The organism is Natrinema sp. CRL1, from assembly GCF_059162405.1.
This window is the reverse complement of record NZ_JBLVOY010000005.1, coordinates 113,326-131,185: the sequence shown is the minus strand read 5'-3', so window position 1 is coordinate 131,185 and position 17,860 is coordinate 113,326. Positions and strand designations below refer to the sequence as shown.

At 59.3% G+C, this 17,860-nt stretch carries 13 protein-coding genes; 10 read left to right on the top strand and 3 right to left on the bottom strand.

What is annotated here, in order from left to right; translation table 11 throughout:
• The first annotated feature begins 35 nt into the window (after positions 1–35).
• The 3 genes from ACJYUO_RS17310 (at position 36) to ACJYUO_RS17300 (ending at position 3,381) form a co-directional block, all read left to right on the top strand.
• Positions 36–1,106: a 2,3-butanediol dehydrogenase gene (locus ACJYUO_RS17310; protein ID WP_494346585.1), complete on the top strand. Its 1,071-nt coding sequence runs from the start codon at positions 36–38 to the stop codon at positions 1,104–1,106.
• A 313-nt stretch (positions 1,107–1,419) separates the two neighbouring features.
• Positions 1,420–2,175 carry a hydroxypyruvate isomerase family protein gene (locus ACJYUO_RS17305; protein ID WP_494346584.1) on the top strand — a complete coding sequence of 252 codons (756 nt, stop codon included), beginning with the start codon at positions 1,420–1,422 and terminating at the stop codon, positions 2,173–2,175.
• A gap of 108 nt (positions 2,176–2,283) precedes the next feature.
• Positions 2,284–3,381 carry a Gfo/Idh/MocA family protein gene (locus ACJYUO_RS17300; protein WP_494346583.1) on the top strand — a complete coding sequence of 366 codons (1,098 nt, stop codon included), beginning with the start codon at positions 2,284–2,286 and terminating at the stop codon, positions 3,379–3,381.
• A gap of 351 nt (positions 3,382–3,732) precedes the next feature.
• Here ACJYUO_RS17300 and ACJYUO_RS17295 read toward each other — a convergent pair whose 3' ends face one another.
• A complete protein-coding gene (locus ACJYUO_RS17295; protein WP_494346582.1) occupies positions 3,733–4,536 on the bottom strand; it encodes a sugar phosphate isomerase/epimerase family protein in 804 nt (267 codons plus the stop codon).
• A 1,092-nt stretch (positions 4,537–5,628) separates the two neighbouring features.
• On the bottom strand, positions 5,629–6,396 hold the full coding sequence (locus ACJYUO_RS17290; RefSeq protein ID WP_494346581.1) for an IclR family transcriptional regulator: 768 nt from the start codon (positions 6,394–6,396) through the stop codon (positions 5,629–5,631).
• Between the two features lie 208 nt (positions 6,397–6,604).
• Between ACJYUO_RS17290 and ACJYUO_RS17285 the strand changes: the two genes are divergently transcribed.
• From ACJYUO_RS17285 to ACJYUO_RS17255, 7 genes are all read left to right on the top strand, one after another.
• Positions 6,605–8,107, top strand: coding sequence for a CoA-acylating methylmalonate-semialdehyde dehydrogenase (locus ACJYUO_RS17285; RefSeq protein WP_494346580.1), 1,503 nt, complete (start codon positions 6,605–6,607; stop codon positions 8,105–8,107).
• Positions 8,108–8,808: 701 nt separating this feature from the next.
• Entirely contained in the window at positions 8,809–10,047 is a 1,239-nt protein-coding gene (locus ACJYUO_RS17280) for a mandelate racemase/muconate lactonizing enzyme family protein (protein WP_494346579.1), read from the top strand.
• A 128-nt stretch (positions 10,048–10,175) separates the two neighbouring features.
• A complete protein-coding gene (locus ACJYUO_RS17275; protein WP_494346578.1) occupies positions 10,176–11,225 on the top strand; it encodes an LLM class flavin-dependent oxidoreductase in 1,050 nt (349 codons plus the stop codon).
• A gap of 338 nt (positions 11,226–11,563) precedes the next feature.
• Entirely contained in the window at positions 11,564–12,805 is a 1,242-nt protein-coding gene (locus ACJYUO_RS17270; RefSeq protein ID WP_494346577.1) for an RNA-guided endonuclease InsQ/TnpB family protein, read from the top strand.
• A gap of 67 nt (positions 12,806–12,872) precedes the next feature.
• Positions 12,873–14,615 carry a thiamine pyrophosphate-binding protein gene (locus tag ACJYUO_RS17265; protein WP_494346576.1) on the top strand — a complete coding sequence of 581 codons (1,743 nt, stop codon included), beginning with the start codon at positions 12,873–12,875 and terminating at the stop codon, positions 14,613–14,615.
• 111 nt (positions 14,616–14,726) lie between these two features.
• Entirely contained in the window at positions 14,727–15,881 is a 1,155-nt protein-coding gene (iolM, locus tag ACJYUO_RS17260; RefSeq protein ID WP_494346575.1) for a scyllo-inosose 3-dehydrogenase, read from the top strand.
• A 160-nt stretch (positions 15,882–16,041) separates the two neighbouring features.
• The gene (locus ACJYUO_RS17255) at positions 16,042–16,845 is read left to right on the top strand and encodes a sugar phosphate isomerase/epimerase family protein (RefSeq protein ID WP_494346574.1); all 804 of its coding nucleotides are present in this window, start codon (positions 16,042–16,044) and stop codon (positions 16,843–16,845) included.
• A 179-nt stretch (positions 16,846–17,024) separates the two neighbouring features.
• On the opposite strand, the gene ACJYUO_RS17250 is transcribed toward ACJYUO_RS17255, so the two are convergent.
• Positions 17,025–17,717, bottom strand: coding sequence for a Gfo/Idh/MocA family protein (locus tag ACJYUO_RS17250; protein WP_494346573.1), 693 nt, complete (start codon positions 17,715–17,717; stop codon positions 17,025–17,027).
• Between the last annotated feature and the right edge of the window lie 143 nt (positions 17,718–17,860).

Here is a 17,860-nt window from a genome sequence, read left to right as displayed (position 1 = left end):
GGTGTGCCATAACGAGCCACCCCACATGAGAAATTATGAAAGCTGCACGTCTTTACGACAAAGAGGACATTAGGATCGATAGGGACGTTGAACCAACTACTGTTGGACCAATGGATGTTCGGATTGATGTCAATAGTTGTGGCATCTGCGGATCCGATCTCCATGAGTACAGCGACCCAGAATTCACCCCCGAGGACACCCACCCGAAGACTGGAGCGAGTCGACCGATCGTTATCGGCCACGAGTTCAGTGGTGTCGTTAGCGAAATCGGTAATGAAGTAACTCGAGTCTCGGTTGGTGATCCCGTTGCGGTTCATCCGAATATTCCCTGTTACGACTGCGTCTACTGCGCAGACGGGGAGTACAACCGCTGTGATAACACGCTCGCGATTGGCTTCCAAACAGGCGACGGTGGATTTGCTGAGAACGCTGTAGTGCCAGAACAGCAAGTACACGAACTTCCCGACGAAATCGAACTCTGGGAAGGGGCGCTTATCGAACCGCTTGCTGTCGGGCTTCATGCTGTTCGTCGCTCTGGTATGCAGGCTGGTGACTCGATTGGGATCTTCGGTTGTGGCCCAATCGGTCTCACGGTAGTGCAAGCCGCTCAGATGGCGGGTGCGAAGGAGATATTCGTCTCCGAACCGAACGAAAGCCGAGGCGAAATCGCACGCCAGCTAGGTGCTGATGTTGTCCTCAATCCTTTCGAGGACGATGTCATCAAGATAATCACTGACGAAACTGAGGGCGGTGTCAACGCCGCGTTTGAATTCGCTGGGATTGACCCGGCATTCAACGCGGCTGTCCAGAGTACGCGACGTGGAGGTACCATTACTGTGGGCAGCATATCTGATGACGAAATCACCACGGATCTCAATGACATCGTGATGAATGAACGTACGGTTAAGGGAACCTACTGTTACGGGTTCCCACCTTCCTCATTCCGAAGCGAGTTCAACGCGATAATCAATTTAATAGCCAGTGGAAAGATAGATACTGATCCCTTTGTTACTAACCGGATCCCGCTAGAGAATATCGTTGAGCATGGCTTCGAAACGTTGTCAGATCCCGATACGGAACACGTTAAAATTCTTGTCGAACCCTGAACGGGGCTGTCACGGGCTCTACGCTGTCCCGGCTGGGTAACTTCTTGTGTTCTTCCGAAATCCAGGCTGACACTATTGGTAGCACGAATGGAATGCCATCGTACGATGTTATTTACTGCAATTACAGTATCTATTGGGTTGGCTTCGGGTCAGTTAGCGATCTGATGGAAATACTAATTAACCAGTGTATCATTAATGAACGTGTGAACGTGAGATCAACTAGTAACGATGGTCAAATCAGTCACAGAAATCGTGTACCGACACAAAATTCAGGGAGGGATCGATAGTAATGAGGCCGTCTATCTGTTTGGAAATGGTTTACGAGGACGAACCGTTCACACAACGGATCGATCGTATCGCGGATATGGGGTTTGAAGCCGTCGAAATTTGGACATGGACTGACAAGGATCTTGACGCGATTGAAGATCGTCTCAACCAACACGACTTGAAAGTCACAAACTTGGCAGGGATTACCGAACAATCTCGCCCAGAAGACCTACAGCGAGCGTTAACGAGTCCAGATGCGCGGGCTGCCGCTCTCAAAGACATCGAAGCCTCTATCGAGGTGGCAGAGCGCCTTGGATGCCCGTACCTCACCGTTCATCTGGGACCGAGGCGAGACGTTCCATATGACCAAATGTACGAGAGTGTTGTCAAGGGACTACGCGAGGCAACAACTGCGGCAGAGAAAACTGAGGTCACTCTCTTAATAGAACCGCTCAATTGGGCTGTCGATCATGATGGGTATTTCCTCGAGCAGTCAGAAACGGCCTACGAAATCGTAGAAGATGTCGCCAGTCCAGCGCTCGGAGTGCTGTTCGACATTTATCACCAGCAAATCACTGAAGGGAATATCATTGCGAACCTACGTCAGAACCAAAAATACATTGATTACGTTCATGTTGCGGATGTGCCTGGACGTCACGAACCGGGAACAGGGGAATTGAATTATCCGAATATCTTCGAGACACTTCGAGAGGAAGGATACGGCGAATATATAGGATTCGAGTTCACGCCCGAGACGGGCTCAGAAATGGCGTTAGAGACTATCGCACAACTTTCGATATGATAGATCCAACGTATACAGCCACGAGTTCGAGCATGATTTCCTCTGCTTGATGGTACGTTCGTATCGGTACTAAATCAAAATACGATCTGCAAACCACCACAACATAATATGGTACTGAAAATAGGATTCCTTGGGTATCGGTTCATGGGAAAAGCTCACGCAAACGCACTCGCTCGGCTACCGATGTTCTTCCCCGATGCGCCAGAGATCGAGCGGTCGGTCCTCATCGGGCGTACGACTGAAGCAGTCAAAGAGGCGGCCGATCGGTTTGGATTCAATACAGTCGAAACTGAGTGGGAAATAGCACTCGATGACATTGATATCCTCTACAACTTGGGGCCGACTCATATCCACGCTGAGCCAACGATAGCCGCGTTAAACCGAGACATACACGTATTCTGTGAGAAGCCGTTAGCACCACGAGCAGCGACGGCAGAAGAGATGGTAAGCGCTGCCCGCGCTAGCAAAGCGACTACTGCGACCGGTTTCAACTATCGGTACGTCCCGGCATTACAGCTTGCAAAGAGAATGTTAGATGCAGGCAAGTTTGGAAAAATCCAACGATTTCGGGGGCGATATCTACAGAACTGGCAAGCCGATCCCAACGCCGAGTGGACGTGGCGCAACGATGAGGCGTCAGCTGGGACTGGAGCACTCGGTGATCAAGGGTCGCACTCCTTTGATCTTGCTCAATGGCTTATCGATGATATCGACCGTGTCACCGGTCACCTCGAGACATTCACCACGGAGCGACCGCTTCCCGGTGAAGATGAGATGCGGTCCGTAACGACTGACGACGAGTATTCTGCGATTGCTGAGTTTCACAACGGAGCGACGGGTGTCTTCGAGGGATCAAGAGTCGCAAGTACCAGGAAAGGCGGAAACGAGATCGAAGTGTATGGTACTGAAGGCGGGTTTCGGTTCGATCTAGAGCGAATGAACGAACTCGAGGTCTATACAGAGAGCAATGACGGCTTCGAACGCGTTCTCGTTACGGCTGACGATCACCCGTACATGGATAGCTGGTGGCCAGATGGTCACATCATTGGATGGGAGCATATGTGTGTTCACCAGAATTACGAGTTCCTCTCCGCCATTGCTGATAACCGATCATATGAGCCAGACTTTGAAGCTGGATTAGCAGTCCAGCGAATCGTTGACGCCATCGAACGGAGCCACGAACAGCGGTCGTGGGTTTCCGTCTGAGTTCTATTCAAATCTTGCTTTGGCCCGAATGAGTGCCGTTACCGGTCATTTATAAATGTTCAAAACATCGTATTTGCAGAACTCCACTTAATCAGCGGTAGACAATCACATTGTGGTGTGGTTTAGCAAGATACCCATGGAATATAGTAGCCACTGAAAGTCATTGTACACCTGATCGCACGACTGCATCGCGAGCTGTGTGTCAATCGTTTCAGTGGTTACCACAGATACTGGGACGCAGATGAAAGCGAACAGCACACAGTACTGGGACCAGACTAACAGGAATTAGACCGTATCCGGACTGGTCTACTTTCTCTATTGTCGCGGATGCAAACCCGGCCAAACGGAAGACTATCTAATCCAATAGTCATAGTTCTCCTTGGCGTGGATAAGCGGTTGGCTGGTCTGATTCTCGATCTCGATAGTGTAATGCCCGTCGTAGCCAGCATCTGAAAATGCCGTATTGATTGCGTTAAAATCGATTATGCCGTCACCTAAATCCGTGAATGATCGGAAGTAATTGATGACGTTATCGAGGTGGAAGTCTGCCTCAGTGAGGGCATCCCGATTCGCCGCGAAATCTTTGACTGGATCAACGTCCTTGAGGTGAACGTACGCGATGTCGTCCGCGAACTGCTTGATGCCATCAGTTACATCGCCTGCGGGAAAATTATCGCTGTAGGGATAGTAGTGGGCAGTGTCGAACACAAGTTCGAGTTGGTCGATAGCGTCGAGGAAATGTCGGATCTCTCCAGGTTGTTCGATGGCTGTCGCCCCGTGGTGATGGATGGCTGGCCTCACCCCTGCATCGACAGCCGCGTTGGTAATCTGTGATAGCCACTCTTCGACGGTTGTGTCGTCGTATCGACCCCGTTGCGGTGGTAGTATTCCGATGAATTCGGCCCCAAGGTCGTCGATGGTCGGCATGTCGTCGATTACTCTCTGAACCGCATCCTCGCTCTCAATCCATTCGCTCATTGCGAGGTAGAAGTCCAGATTATACTTCTCGAGCAATTCACTGACGGCTTTGGGGCCGTTCGACCGGATTTTTTCGAGGCCAATTTCAACCCCGTCGTAACGACAGGCGGCAATATCGCTGAAGCCGTCCTCAAGATCTTCGCTATCGTACATAATTGTTGTGTAACCGATTCCCATAAGAAACGAAAATACTACCATCCAAAAATAGCTTGCGAAATTAATTGTCTCCGAGCCGATCTTGATACTGCATAGGTGTGTTACTCAGTCGACCGTCGCGAGTAGATCCCATACTCGTAGCCCACGGGTCGTCGAGGCTGTCGCAGATTATGATTTCGTATTGTCTCGAGGTTTTCCGGTTTCGTCGCGAATCGCGGCATTCAGACCTGATTTGAGGATCCACGGATTCCAATAAGTCAAGCGATGGTACGTGGCGCGGTTCGGGTTTCGAGCCCGACGCGATACGTCTTGCTCGAAACTGTCCGCAGTCATCTTCACAAGCGCCGTACCCTTCCCGGACAGCGTCCCTTAACCGTGCTCTGGTGATGACGCTGTCAGGATGCAGTCATCTCGAGGTACTGCCCGTTGTTAGTTGTCGTTTGACTCTCACGAAAATCGTTCAGTATCTGGTGTGGGAACCACAGTATTGAATCACCTGAAGCAGACTCGAAACCGATGGGAATGAACCGCCTTGACTCGCCGGTTCCACATCGAGTCCAGTCCGTCACTCTCGCTAACGTGTCGCGCGGCCACGCTATCGTCTTCGATCGTGAGGTCGCTGTGCGCCACGTTCTGAACTTTTCCCGATCAGCGATACATCTGGTAGCACCGATCGTACCCACCGATCGTACCGATCGCTCACATTGTCGAAGCCGACAGATATCTGGCTTCGGTCAGGCATGAGTCACTGCCGATCGGTCGCTCAAGACTAACGCGATCGACTGACCGACAGTTGTTCGACACTGATAAAACAACGTTTGCGACAGTCAAATTGGTTGGGTCACGCTGGAGACCTTCTCTACTTCGAATATGGTAACCGATAGATCTGGTTACAATCGTAGCGTTGTAAAATCCAGATACCAATCGAGTCTAAGATTCCGCGCTATTCATTATCAAGAAGTCGCATCTGCGGCAGGGGGCGATCGGATGGGTGTCAGTGTAGCGAGAACAATCTTATACCGGACGATCTCTGCCGACCGACGAACGGCCGCGAATAGAGACCGATGAACGGAACCTGTGGGCCACCGTTTGGATGTCGCAAACCGAAAGACCTCAGGAGAATTTGGCGTTGATGCCGATCACGTTCGCGGAGCGGGTGACCATGTTGGGCAGTTCCTCTCGGTACCGGTCGCCGGTCATCCGACTCGAGGGTCCCGAGACGCTTACGGCCCCGAACACCTCGTCTTGGCCGGCCTTCACCGGTGCTGCGACACAGCGCAGCCCTTCGATCTTCTCCTCGTCGTCGAACGCGTAGCCGCGCTCGCGGATCGTCTCGAGTTCCTTGAAGAGTTCCTCACGGTCGGTGGTCGTCTTCGCGGTATACTCCGGCAACCCGTGGCGATCGATGATCTCCTCGACGCGCTCTCGCGGATAGTGTGCGAGAATCGCCTTCCCAAGTGAGATGCAGTGGAGGTACTCCCGTTTGCCGATCGACGAGGCCGTCTGTACGGCCCGCTCGCTACCGTTTTTGTAGAGGTAGACCGCACGGCCATGTTCTTCCGTTGCGAACTGCACCAGTTCGTCGGACTGTTCGGCCAGATCGGCCAGTTCGTCGGTGACGGCGTCGTAGATTCCGAGCCGGTCTTTGACCCCCTCGCTGAGTTCGAGGTACCGCAGCCCGAGCCGGTACGTCTCTCCGTCTTTCACGACGTGTTCTTTCTCGAGCAGCGTCGCCAGATGGCAGTGAATCGTCCCCTTCGACCGGCCGAGTTCGTTCGCGATCTCCGTGATCCGCGCGCGGTCGTGTTCGTGCAGGTAGTCGATGATCTCGAGCGTGATCCCCACCGCCTGAATCGTTCTCGGTTTCGTCGTCTTTGCCATGTGGACTACTTACATACGAATCTACTAAATTGTTTGTGTCTGTCAAACAAAAATCGTCGTTTGACGCTCTCAAACGTTTTCGTCGATCACGATAGTGGAGTGGCGGAACTGTCAGCGCCGTCGAAGCGCAGCGATTGGAGCGGGTGACTCCAATTCGCACCATCATGAACGTAACGTATTTGTGTGCGTACCACAAGCACTAATTCGTATGTCCGAGCAACGAGAGCGAGCCGTTTCACCAGACGTTCGTAACCACGTCGACAATTACGTCGGCGGGCAGTGGAACACGCCCGCCGGAGAGACGTCCCAGCCTGTCCTCGATCCCGCAACGGGAGACGAACTCGCGACGGTCGAGTATTCGACCGTCGAGACCGTCGACGATGCAGTCCAGACGGCCGACGAGGCATTCGAGGAGTGGCGACGGACGCCCGTCGTCGAGCGCGTACAGTACCTCTTCGACCTGAAGACCGAACTCGAGGACCGCCTCGACGAGATCGCGACCGCGCTCTCCCGCGAGCACGGGAAGACGGTCGCGGAAGCCCGCGGCGAGATCAAGCGCGGTATCGAGAACGTCGAGGTGGCCTGTGGCATGCCGAACATGATGCGTGAAGGCAGCGGCAACGTCGAAGACGTCGCGCGTGACATGGACGAGTACGCCGTCCGCCAGCCATTGGGCGTGTTCACCGCCATCACGCCCTTCAACTTCCCGGCGATGATCCCGCTGTGGTTCCTGCCGTACGCGGTCGCGTCCGGAAACACGTTCGTCCTCAAGCCCAGCGAGAAGGTTCCGTTGAGCTCCCAGCTCATCTTCGAGGCCGTCGACGCGGCCGGGTTCCCCGACGGCGTCGTCAACCTCGTCAACGGCGGGGCCGACACCGTCAACGCCCTGCTCGAGCACGACGACATCGCGGGCGTCTCCTTCGTCGGGAGTTCTCCCGTCGCCAAGCACGTCTACGAGACCGCCGCCGAGCACGGCAAGCGCGTCCAAGCACAGGGCGGCGCGAAGAACTACGCCGTCGTCACCGAACACGCCTCGGTCGACGACGCCGTCCCGAACGTCATCGGCTCCGTCTACGGCAATGCGGGGCAGCGCTGTCTCGCTAACGACGTCGTCGTCGGCGTCGGCGACGTTTACGACGACCTCCGCGAGCAACTGATCGACGCCGCCGAGAACCTCACCGTCGGTGCCGGTGTCGACGAGGGCACCGACGTCGGGCCGCTGATCACGGGTGACTCGCGCGAACGCGTGCTCGACCTGATCGACAATGCACTCGACGAAGGTGCCGAACTGGTCCTCGACGGCCGGGACTTCGAACACCCCGAGGAGGACCTCGTCGACGGGCACTTCCTCGGCCCGACGCTTCTCGAGGGGGTTACGACCGACATGGAGATCGCACAGGAGGAGATCTTCGGGCCGGTGCTCTGTCTCGCCGACGCCGCGGATCTGGACGAGGCGATCGAGATGGTCAACTCGACGAAGTACGGCAACGCCTCCTCGATCTACACCGAGTCCGGCAGCGAGGCGCGCCAGTACAAGTACGAGGTCGACGCGGGGAACATCGGCGTCAACGTCGGCGTCTGCGCCCCGATGGGTTTCTTCCACTTCGGCGGCCGGAAAGCGTCGTTCTTCGGCGATCTTCACGCCCAAGGGGAGGACGCGGTCAACTTCTACACCGAGAAAACCATCCAGATCGAGCGCTGGTACAGCTAACCCTCGAGTATGCGGCCGCCGAAGCCGATGTGCACCCGATCGCGTGACCGTCGGACGATCGGCGCGTCTCTCGGGTCGGCGGCGACGATCGCTCCGCCGACCGTCGGAGCGATTCGGTTTCGGCGTCACAGTCGCCGTTTTCCGGTGTGACTCGTCGTCCCGTTCGATCGCGTGGTGGATCACGATTGGACTTCTCGACGGGTCCGCCGCGCGACCGGATATAGTAGCCATCGACAGTCATTGCACACCTGATCGAATGACAGCGTCGCGATCAGTGTGTACATCTTTTCAGTGGCTATAGATCGGGAGGAGAGCGACTGGTAACGGATCGCTCGGCGTCTCGTCGCTCAGCCGTCCGGGTCGGTCGATTGGGGCAAAGCCGTCCGGCTGTCCCGACCAAGCGATCACTCGCCTCCCTCACCCGGTCTCGGCCACCGGAAGTTATAACAGGTATCTCCCCAATCGAGTTGATAATGCGACTCGCTATCAACGCCTGCGACACGAGCCCCTGGGCCGGAGACGGAACCGGCCGCGCTCGAGGCGAGTTGCACTGCTCCGGTCCGGCCGCACGGAGAGACCGATGCGACAGCCGCCGTATCGGTCGGAAATCGCGGCCCCGTCGCGGGCGCGATCCGCGCCGCTGGGTCGACCCGCTCGAGACGACCGCAGACTGCCGACGACGCACACGCTGACACCAAACCATGTACGAGGACTTTGCATCCACGCTCGCAGCGACGATGTGGACCGACTTCGACGAAACGCCCGCCCGGGACGGGCCAACCGCCGAGATAACGGATATCGACTCCTTCGTTATCGACGGCAACTTCCCGTGGACGATCGTCACGCTCGAGACCGATCAGGGCGTGACGGGGATCGGCGAGGCCTACCCTTCGCCGGGCGTCCACGAGATCGTCACGGACTATCTCAGGCCCGTACTCGTCGGCGAGAACCCGCTCGACGTCGAGCGACTCTACAACCTCATGCGCGAGAGCCTCTCGGGGCGGGGCTCGCAGTGGGGCGTCGGGACGATCGCCATCAGCGGCGTTGAAATCGCGCTCTGGGATGCGGCCGGCAAGATCCTCGACCAGCCGATCTACCAGTTGCTCGGCGGGAAGACCCGCGAGGAGGTCCGCGTCTACGCTGACTGCCACGCGGGGGAAGCGATGGTCTCCTCGGCCGAGGAGGGCCAGGAGGAGACGACGTACGAACCCGAAGCGTACGCCCAGGCTGCCCGACTCGCGGTCGATGACGGCTTCGACGCGGTCAAGTTCGACCTCGACGTGCCGTCCGGCCGTGACATCGACACGCTCTCGCGGCACTTCGATCCGCCGGAGATCGAGCACAAGCGCGCCGTCGTCGAGGCCGTCACCGAGGAGGTCGGCGACGACGCCGAGGTCGCGGTCGACCTCCACTGGAACTTCAGCCCCGAAACCGCCGAACGGCTTTGTCGGGCCATCGAGCCCTACGACCTCGCGTGGGTCGAGGATCCACTCCCGCCCGAGAACACCGACGCGATGGTGGAACTCGAGGAGTCGACCGACGTGACGTTGCTGACCGGCGAGAACCGCTACGGGCGGCACGGGTTCCGCGACCTGATCGAGGAGCAAGCGGTAGACTTCCTCGCCCCTGACGTTCCGAAGACCGGCGGCATCGCCGAGACGAAGAAGATCGCGGACATGGCCGAAGCCTACTATCAGGCGCTCATCCCGCACAACATCGGGAGCCCGGTCGCGACGATCGCGACCGCTCACGTCGGCGCGACGGTCCCGAACTTCGTCGCCATGGAGTACCACGCTCGCGAGGTGCCATGGTGGGACGATCTCGTCGCGCAGGACGAACCGCTCATCCAGAACGGACGGATCGAGGTCCCCGACGGGCCGGGCCTCGGTATCGAACTCGACTGGGACGTCGTCGACGAACACCGGAAGACGCGGTCCTGACGGCTGTCCGGTCCGACCGGCAACTCGCTTCTCACGCTTTGCCGACGCTCCCGCGAGTCACCCGTCTCGTTCTCCTCGAGGCGGCGCGCGTTCCTCGGCTCGCTGGGGTCATCCGAGCACAAAACCTAATGCACGGTCCTCCGTACTGTCAGGTGACGATGGTCAGAATCGACTACATGGCACATCAGGAGCAGTACGACCCGTCGACGCTGTTAGAATACGGGGAACACGCCACGGACAGCGGCTACGAAACCGTCTGGACGTCGGATCACTTCCACCCGTGGTTCCACACGGAGGCGGAGTCGGCGTTCGCGTGGTCGTGGCTCGGTGCCGCCACCGAACGGCTCGAGGGCCCGATCGGGACGTGCGTGACGCCTGCGACAGGCCACTACCATCCCGGAATGATCGCACAGGCTTTTGCAACGCTCCAGCACCTCCACGACGATCGAGTGTTGCTCGGGCTCTCTACCGGCGAGGCGATGAACGAGACGCCGCTTGGCTTCGACTGGCCCGAGTACCCCGAACGGCGGGACCGCCTTGAGGAGTCCCTCGAGATCATCCGCGCGCTCTGGGGCGACGACGAGTGGGTCAGCGACGCGGTTCGCGAGCGCATCGACGAGGACGGGTTCGTCACCTTCGACGGGGAGCGGTTCGACCTCGACGAGGCCAAGTTGTACACGATGGCCGAGCGGTCGCCGGAGATCCACATCGCGGCCAACGGGCCGAGCACCGCCCGGCTCGCGGCGCGGTACGCCGACGGATTCATCACGGTCAAGAAAGGTGAGGAGTACACCGACCGGCTCTACCCCGCGATCCGTCGCTACGCCGAGGAGGAGGGGAACGATCCGGACGCGATCGAGACGACGCTGCTCGTGACCGCATCGTACCACCCCGACTACGAGCGGGCGCTCGAGGCGACGCGGCCGTGGCACGCGACGACCCAGAACGTCTTCGACCGGGCGCTGTCGGACCCGCGGGAGATCGAGGCCGAGGGCGAGAAGGCGACCCGCGAGGAGATCGAATCGAAGTTCCTGATCGCCGACGATCCCTCGGCGATCGCGGCGCAACTCGAGGAGTACGCCGAGATGGGCTTCGATCGGATCGCCGTCGGGAACACCAGCCCCGAACCCGAGCGGTTGTTCGAGGTCATGAACGACGAGGTCATCCCGTCGCTGTGACCGGCCGATACCTCGCTACGGTGTTGTTTTCTCCCGGCGCTCGAGCCGCTCGCTCGACTCGGCGGTCGGTGCAGAATTCGATTTCGGCGACCTCGAGGAGTCAAGACGTGAACCGCTGCGTGTGATCGCGATGCACTGTCGGAGTCGCCCTTGTTTCGACCGCGACAGGGGACTGACTGTCAGCCAGCGGTGAAACCCACATTCGAGGGCGAATATTATACTCTTCTGCGAGGCGAATACCTCGACCCACCGTGGTCGGAGATGAAGCCGACAACTCGTGATACAAACCATTACGACACAAACTATTAAGTGAATGTATTCTTAATAAAGAGACAGCGATGGAACACAGTCACCGCTACCACGCTTACCCGACACAAGAGGTAGCGGAAAGGCTGGAACACCATCTCGACGTTCATCGCCAACTCTACAACCACGTCCGCTGGGACTACACGAATAGCCCAGAGGACGACAAGCCGAGTGAGTACGACCAGAACAACAAACTCCCCGAGTGGAAGCGCAAGTGGCCGCTATTCAGCGAGCTCCACTCGAAGGCCGCACAAGCCACCGTCGCACGCTTCCACCACAACCTCTCAAACCTTCGCAAGAAGAAAGAGAAGGGATACAACGTTGGTCGGCTCAAGCGGCAATCACCCGCCGATTACCGAAGCGTGACGTACAGTCAGTCTGGTTTCGATCTCGATGAAAAGAGGGGCCACGACAAGTACGCGTACGTCCGCTTCAGTAAGATTGGGTGGGTGAAAATCCGGTACTCCCGACCAATCCCCGACGAAGCCATCATCAAAGAAGTCACGTTCAAAAAGGAGACGACTGGCGAATGGTTCGTCTCCTTCGGATTGGAAACCGATGCAGCTAACCTCCCCGAGAAACCCGATGTGGACTCGCTGGACGCGAGTAACAGCGTCGGAATTGACCTTGGTATTCTCAACTATATCCACACCAGCGACGGCAAAACGATAGACTGGCTTGACCTCGAAGACGATTACGACCGTCTTCAGCGTGAGCAACGCAAACTCTCACGGAAGGAGAAGGGGTCGAACAACTACGAGAAACAACGAGTGGAAGTCGCCAAGGTGAAGCGCCGGATTCGTCGCAAAGTACTGGACTACCAACACAAAATCACGACGTGGCTCGTTAAAGAGTACGATGCCGTGTTTGTGGAAGATCTCAACGTGAAGAGGATGCTTCAGGGCGACGGCAACGCTCGCAACAAGCAGGACGCGGCGTGGCGACAGTTCATCACGCTCCTCGAATATAAGGCCGAGTTGTACGGCACGCACGTCGTGCAGGTTGAGGCGCGAGGGACGACGAAGGAGTGTGCGTCGTGTGGTGTGGAAACCCAGAAGCCCATCTGGGTTAGGGAACACAGCTGTCCGAGTTGTGGATTCGAGACCGATAGAGATGCGAACGCGTCGATGAACGTGCTTCAACGCGGCTTTTCTGAATTAGGGTTGGGATGGCCCGAATCAATGCCTGTGGAGACTGTGACCGCTACGGACGCTGATGACTTCCGAGAGGTGTCTGCAAGTCACGTCATCGAAACAGGAAGCCTGCCGTCGTGAGAGTAGGATTCCCCGCGCCACCGTGCGCGGGGTAACATTCAAGTCACGCCGTGGTAATCCATTTAACATGCCCACGCTTACCGGTGGCGAGATTATTGCTCAGTATCTGGAAAAGGAGGGCGTCGAGTACCTGGTCGGTATTCCCGGACACGGGAGTACGAACCTGCTCGATGCGTTCAACGACTCCGATGTCGAAGTCATTCAGCCGCGCCACGAACAGGGGGCGACCCACCTTGCCGACGGCTACGCCCGCGCGTCCGGCGACCCGCTTGCGGTCTTCACTTCGATCGGACCCGGCGCGACGAACACCGTGACAGGTGCTGCGACGGCCTACGTCGACTCGATCCCGATGGTCATCTTCACCGGCGCACCGCAGACCCACGAGTACGGCCAAGGAATCCTGCAGGAACTCGACCGGCAGAAACCCGGCGACTTCCCGAGCGTGATGGAACCGGTAACCAAGCGGAGCTTCGTCGTCAGCGACGTCGAACGGCTCCCGCGGGTCCTCCGGCGCGCGTTCCAGATCGCCGTTACGGGTCGGCCGGGTCCGGTCCACGTCGACGTCCCGATGGACGTCCAAGGCGCTGCCGCGGACGTCGAGATTCCGGATCCCGAGGAGACGCGCACGCACAGCCGACCGGGCGGTGATCCCGAGTCGATCGAGGAGGCCGCGGAGTTGCTTGCCGACGCCGATCGACCCGTGATCGTCCCCGGCGGCGGCTGCATGCTCGGCGAGGCCTGGGACGAGGTCCAGGCCCTGGCCGAGCACCTGCAAGCGCCCGTCATTCCGACGTTCCAGGCGAAGGGGATCATCCCCGAGGATCACGACCTCTTCGTCGGGTACGCGGGCTGGATCGGCTCGTCGGCCGGCAACGAACTCGCGAGCAACGCGGACGTCGTCCTCGGGATCGGCTGTCGCTTTTCGGACCTGCACACCTCGTCGTTCGAACAGGGTGTTAGCTTCGAGATTCCGCCGAGCAAGCTGATCCACGTCGACATCGACAACACGGAGATCGGCAAGAACTACCCCGTCGAGGTCGGCATCCTCGGCGACGCCAAGGTCGTCACCGACCAGCTCCACGACGCCGTCTCCGAGCGCGTCGACGAAGTCTCGACCGAGGACAACGAGTACTACGACGAGATCCAGCGCCTGTGGGCCGACTGGCAGGAACAGGTCGAACAGCGCCACACCGACGAGGTGCCGATGAGTATCTCCCGGGCGCTCGCGAGCCTCCGCGAGGCACTGCCCCGCGAGGGCATGATCGTCTCGAGTGCCGGCCAGCCCCAGGAGATCACGAACCCCGAGTTCCCCGTCTACGATCCGCAGACGAACATCTCCTGTGGCGGGTTCTCGACGATGGGATTCGGCGTCTCCGCCGCGATCGGCGCGAAACTCGCCGAACCCGACCGACCGGTCGTCAACATCGAGGGCGACGGGAGCTTCCTGATGTGCAATCAGGAGGTCGCCTGTGCGGTCGAACACGACATCGATGTCACGTGGCTCGTGGTCAACAACAACGGCTGGAAGTCGATTCGCAATCTGCAGGTCGACAAGTACGGCTGGGATCGGGTCCTCAACACGGAGTTCGACGAGGACAACACCGTCGACTTCGTCAAGATGGCCGAGGCCTTCAGCATCGACTTCTCCGAACGCGTTGTCAAGCCCGAAAACCTCACCGCGACCCTCGAGGAGGCGATCGAGTACGACGGTCCCGCGTTCGTCGAGGCCGTCGTCGAACCGGACAACCCCGACTCCGGCGCGATCATCACCGGCGAGTGGGACCTCGCCGACCTCGAAGCGGACGACTGACCGCAGAGTCCGAGTCGCCGTAATCGAACGTTTTGATCGAGTGCCGTAGCTGCCGATCGGAGCCGAGACGGCTCCGATATTATTATATCGGATGCTGGTAAATAACGTGGTATGCAATCCCTTGTAGTGGACGCTGAGTGGGACCCCCGCGCAGCGTACGACGTTTCCGACGCCGAGCGCGAATCGAAGAAGGCTATGAACGCCTCGCAGGTGTGGCGAAATCCTGAACTCCGAGTCACCGAACGGGAACGGCCGACGCCGGACGACGACGAAGTCCTCGTCCGCGTCCACTATGCGGGCATCTGCGGCAGCGATGTCTCGATGCTCGAGACGGACGACGACGGCTACGTCCACTACTCGGCGTACCTCCGGCTGCCGAACGTGACCGGACACGAGTTCGCCGGCGAGATCGTCGAGACGGGCGACGACGCGCAACTGTTCGAGGCGGGCGATCTCGTCACCGCGGAGGTCACGGACTACTGCGGGCGCTGTAACATGTGCCGACAGGGCTTTAACGGCCACTGCGAGAACTTCGAGCAGCTCGGCTTTACCATCCCCGGCGCGTTCGCGGAGTACGTCGCCGTCCCCGAGAAACTGTGCTGGGACGTTTCGGCCCTTCGGGAGACCTACGAGACGGACGACGAGGCGCTTCGCGCCGCCGCGACGATCGAGCCGAGCACGATCACGTACCACGGACTGTTCGCTCGAGCCGAGGGAATCTTGCCCGGGGACTACCACGTCTATCACGGCGCGGGCCCGATCGGGTTGACCGGGATGAACGTCTCGCGGGCCGCCGGCGCGGGCGCGGTGATCGCGTTCGAACCGTCCGACGAGCGCCGCGAGGTCGCCCGCGAACTCGGGTTCGACCACGTCTACAACCCGATCGAAGACGATCCGGTCGAGACGATCGCGTCGATCACCGACGGCGAAGGGGCCGATGTCCACGTCGAGACCGCCGGCGCGGTCGCACAGACCTACCCCGCGATCGAAGACTCCCTCGCGGAGACCGCGAACGTGGTCCATATCAGCAACGCCGGCTCCGACCCCGGGATCGCGCTGCGGAAGTATCAGGGTAACAGCGCTCAGCTCTACGGGTCGGAGGGACACACCGGCCAGCAGGTCTACCCGCGAGTGGTCAGGCTGATGGCCGCCGGGAAACTCGACAACCGATCGATGATCACGTCGACGTTCGACCTCTCGAACGCCGACGACGCGATCCAGCAGGCCTCCGAGCGCGTCGACGGCAAAGTCCTCATCGAGATGTAGACACCGTCCGACCGCTGTCGATCGACCGGCGTCCTCGCTTTGTGCGGTCGTCACACCGACCGATCGATGTCGCTGTCGGCCGGTAGCGACGGCGACGATCCGAACTGCCATTCGTCACCAAACCCCATCATTTATTATTTAGCCCAGTCGTGCATCGTGTATGGGCGTAGGCTATACGACCATCATGTACGACCCAGCGGAGGTATTGTCCGAGGGTCTCGGTGACTTCGCCGCCTGTCGGTACGACGGCGTCGAGATCGGTCTCGGCAAAGTCAACTACATCGGCGTCGATTCCCTGCGAGACTCCCTCGAGGAAAACGGCCTCGACATCTACTGTGTCATGGCCGGGTGGCTCAACACCGAGGAAGACGTCGAGGCGGCGGTCGACGGGGCCGCGATCGCGGCCGAACTCGACGCTCGGTTCCTCGGCATCTTGCCGCCGCCGCGAGGCCAAGAGACCGACGAGACGTTCGACGCGTGGCTCGACCGGATCTGTACGGCCGCCGACGAGGCCGGCGTCACACCCGTTCTCCACCATCACGGCGCGTCTCACATCGAGAGTCCCGAGGAGATCGAGGAGTGGCTCGAGCGCGCACCCGACAACCTCGAGTTGTTGTACGACACGGCACACTACCAGCCCTACGGCGACGTGATCGACGGCATCCACCGGTTCGCGGACGATATCGCGTACGTTCACCTCAAGGATATCGACCCGACCGTGGACTTCCAGAGCCACGTCGATACCCTTTCGGCGGGGAACGTCCAGTACGACAGCCTCTTCGTGTTCCTCACGTCGTTCGTCGATCTCGGCGCGGGCGTCATCGACTTCGAAGCCGTCGACGAGGCGCTCGCGGAAATCGGCTACGACGGCCAGATCACGATCGAGATCGAGAACGAACGCAACGATAGGCTCGTCCACGCGAAGCGGAACATCGACCATTGGAAGGACGCGATCGACGCGTGAGACCGTCGGCCGTATGAAACCGCCTCGGTAGTCGAGTTGATCACCTGCTAACCACACCCGACTCCCACACTCCCTTCTGTCGCCGCCGTAACCGCCGCTGGCGATGGCCGGGTGACTCGAGCGCGACAGAGAATCAGTCCGTTCGACCGCGAAACGTTGGCGACGGAGAGCCGACCCGATCAGCCGTCGGTTTCGACCGCGAGCCGCTGTCCCCGTTCGTCACTTTGGACGATCGTGTCGACGATTCGCTGTACCGTCAGCGCTTCGTCGAAGGAGACGATGTCCTCGCCCTCACCCGCGACCGCGCGGAGGAACTCGTAGTTCTCGTGGACGACTGTGTGTTCCCAGCCGATCGTGTGGCCGGCCGGCCACCACCGGTCGCCGTACGGATCGTCCTTGTCGGTGACGAGGATCCGTTCGTAGCCCCGCCGGTCGGCGTCGTACACCTCGAGTTCGTTGAGCCGCTCGAGATCGAACCGGATCGCGCCCTCGGAGCCGATGATCTCGATCGCGTTGGTCGCCTTGTGACCGGAGGCTACGCTCGAGCCCTCGAAGACGCCGACCGCACCAGACTCGAACGATGCCGTCGCCAGATAGATGTCGCCGGTCGTTACCGACCGCGTGCCATCGCCGTCGGAGACCGGTCGCTCGTCCACGAGCGTCGCGAGCCGACCGCTCACGTCGTCGATGTCCCCGACAAGCCAGTGCGCCAGATCGATCGTGTGTGAGCCGACGTCACCGACCTGTCCGTACCCCGCCCGCTCGACGTCGAACTCATCGCCGACCTCATCCGGACCTACGACACGAAAGGCGAAGCGAGCAGCGTCAGCCGCTAATCGTGGTCCGTCTCGACCGGACCGAGGGACGCTCATCGAGATCGCTAGCATAACGTCTCGAGACGACGTGTCGGTCGGGCTCGCGGAACTCACTCGGTAGCCGCATTTTTCGACTCGTTTTCGAAGCCGTCAAAGACGCCGCCTAGCAGTGACTGTGATCGCGAGGGGTGGGAAGACAC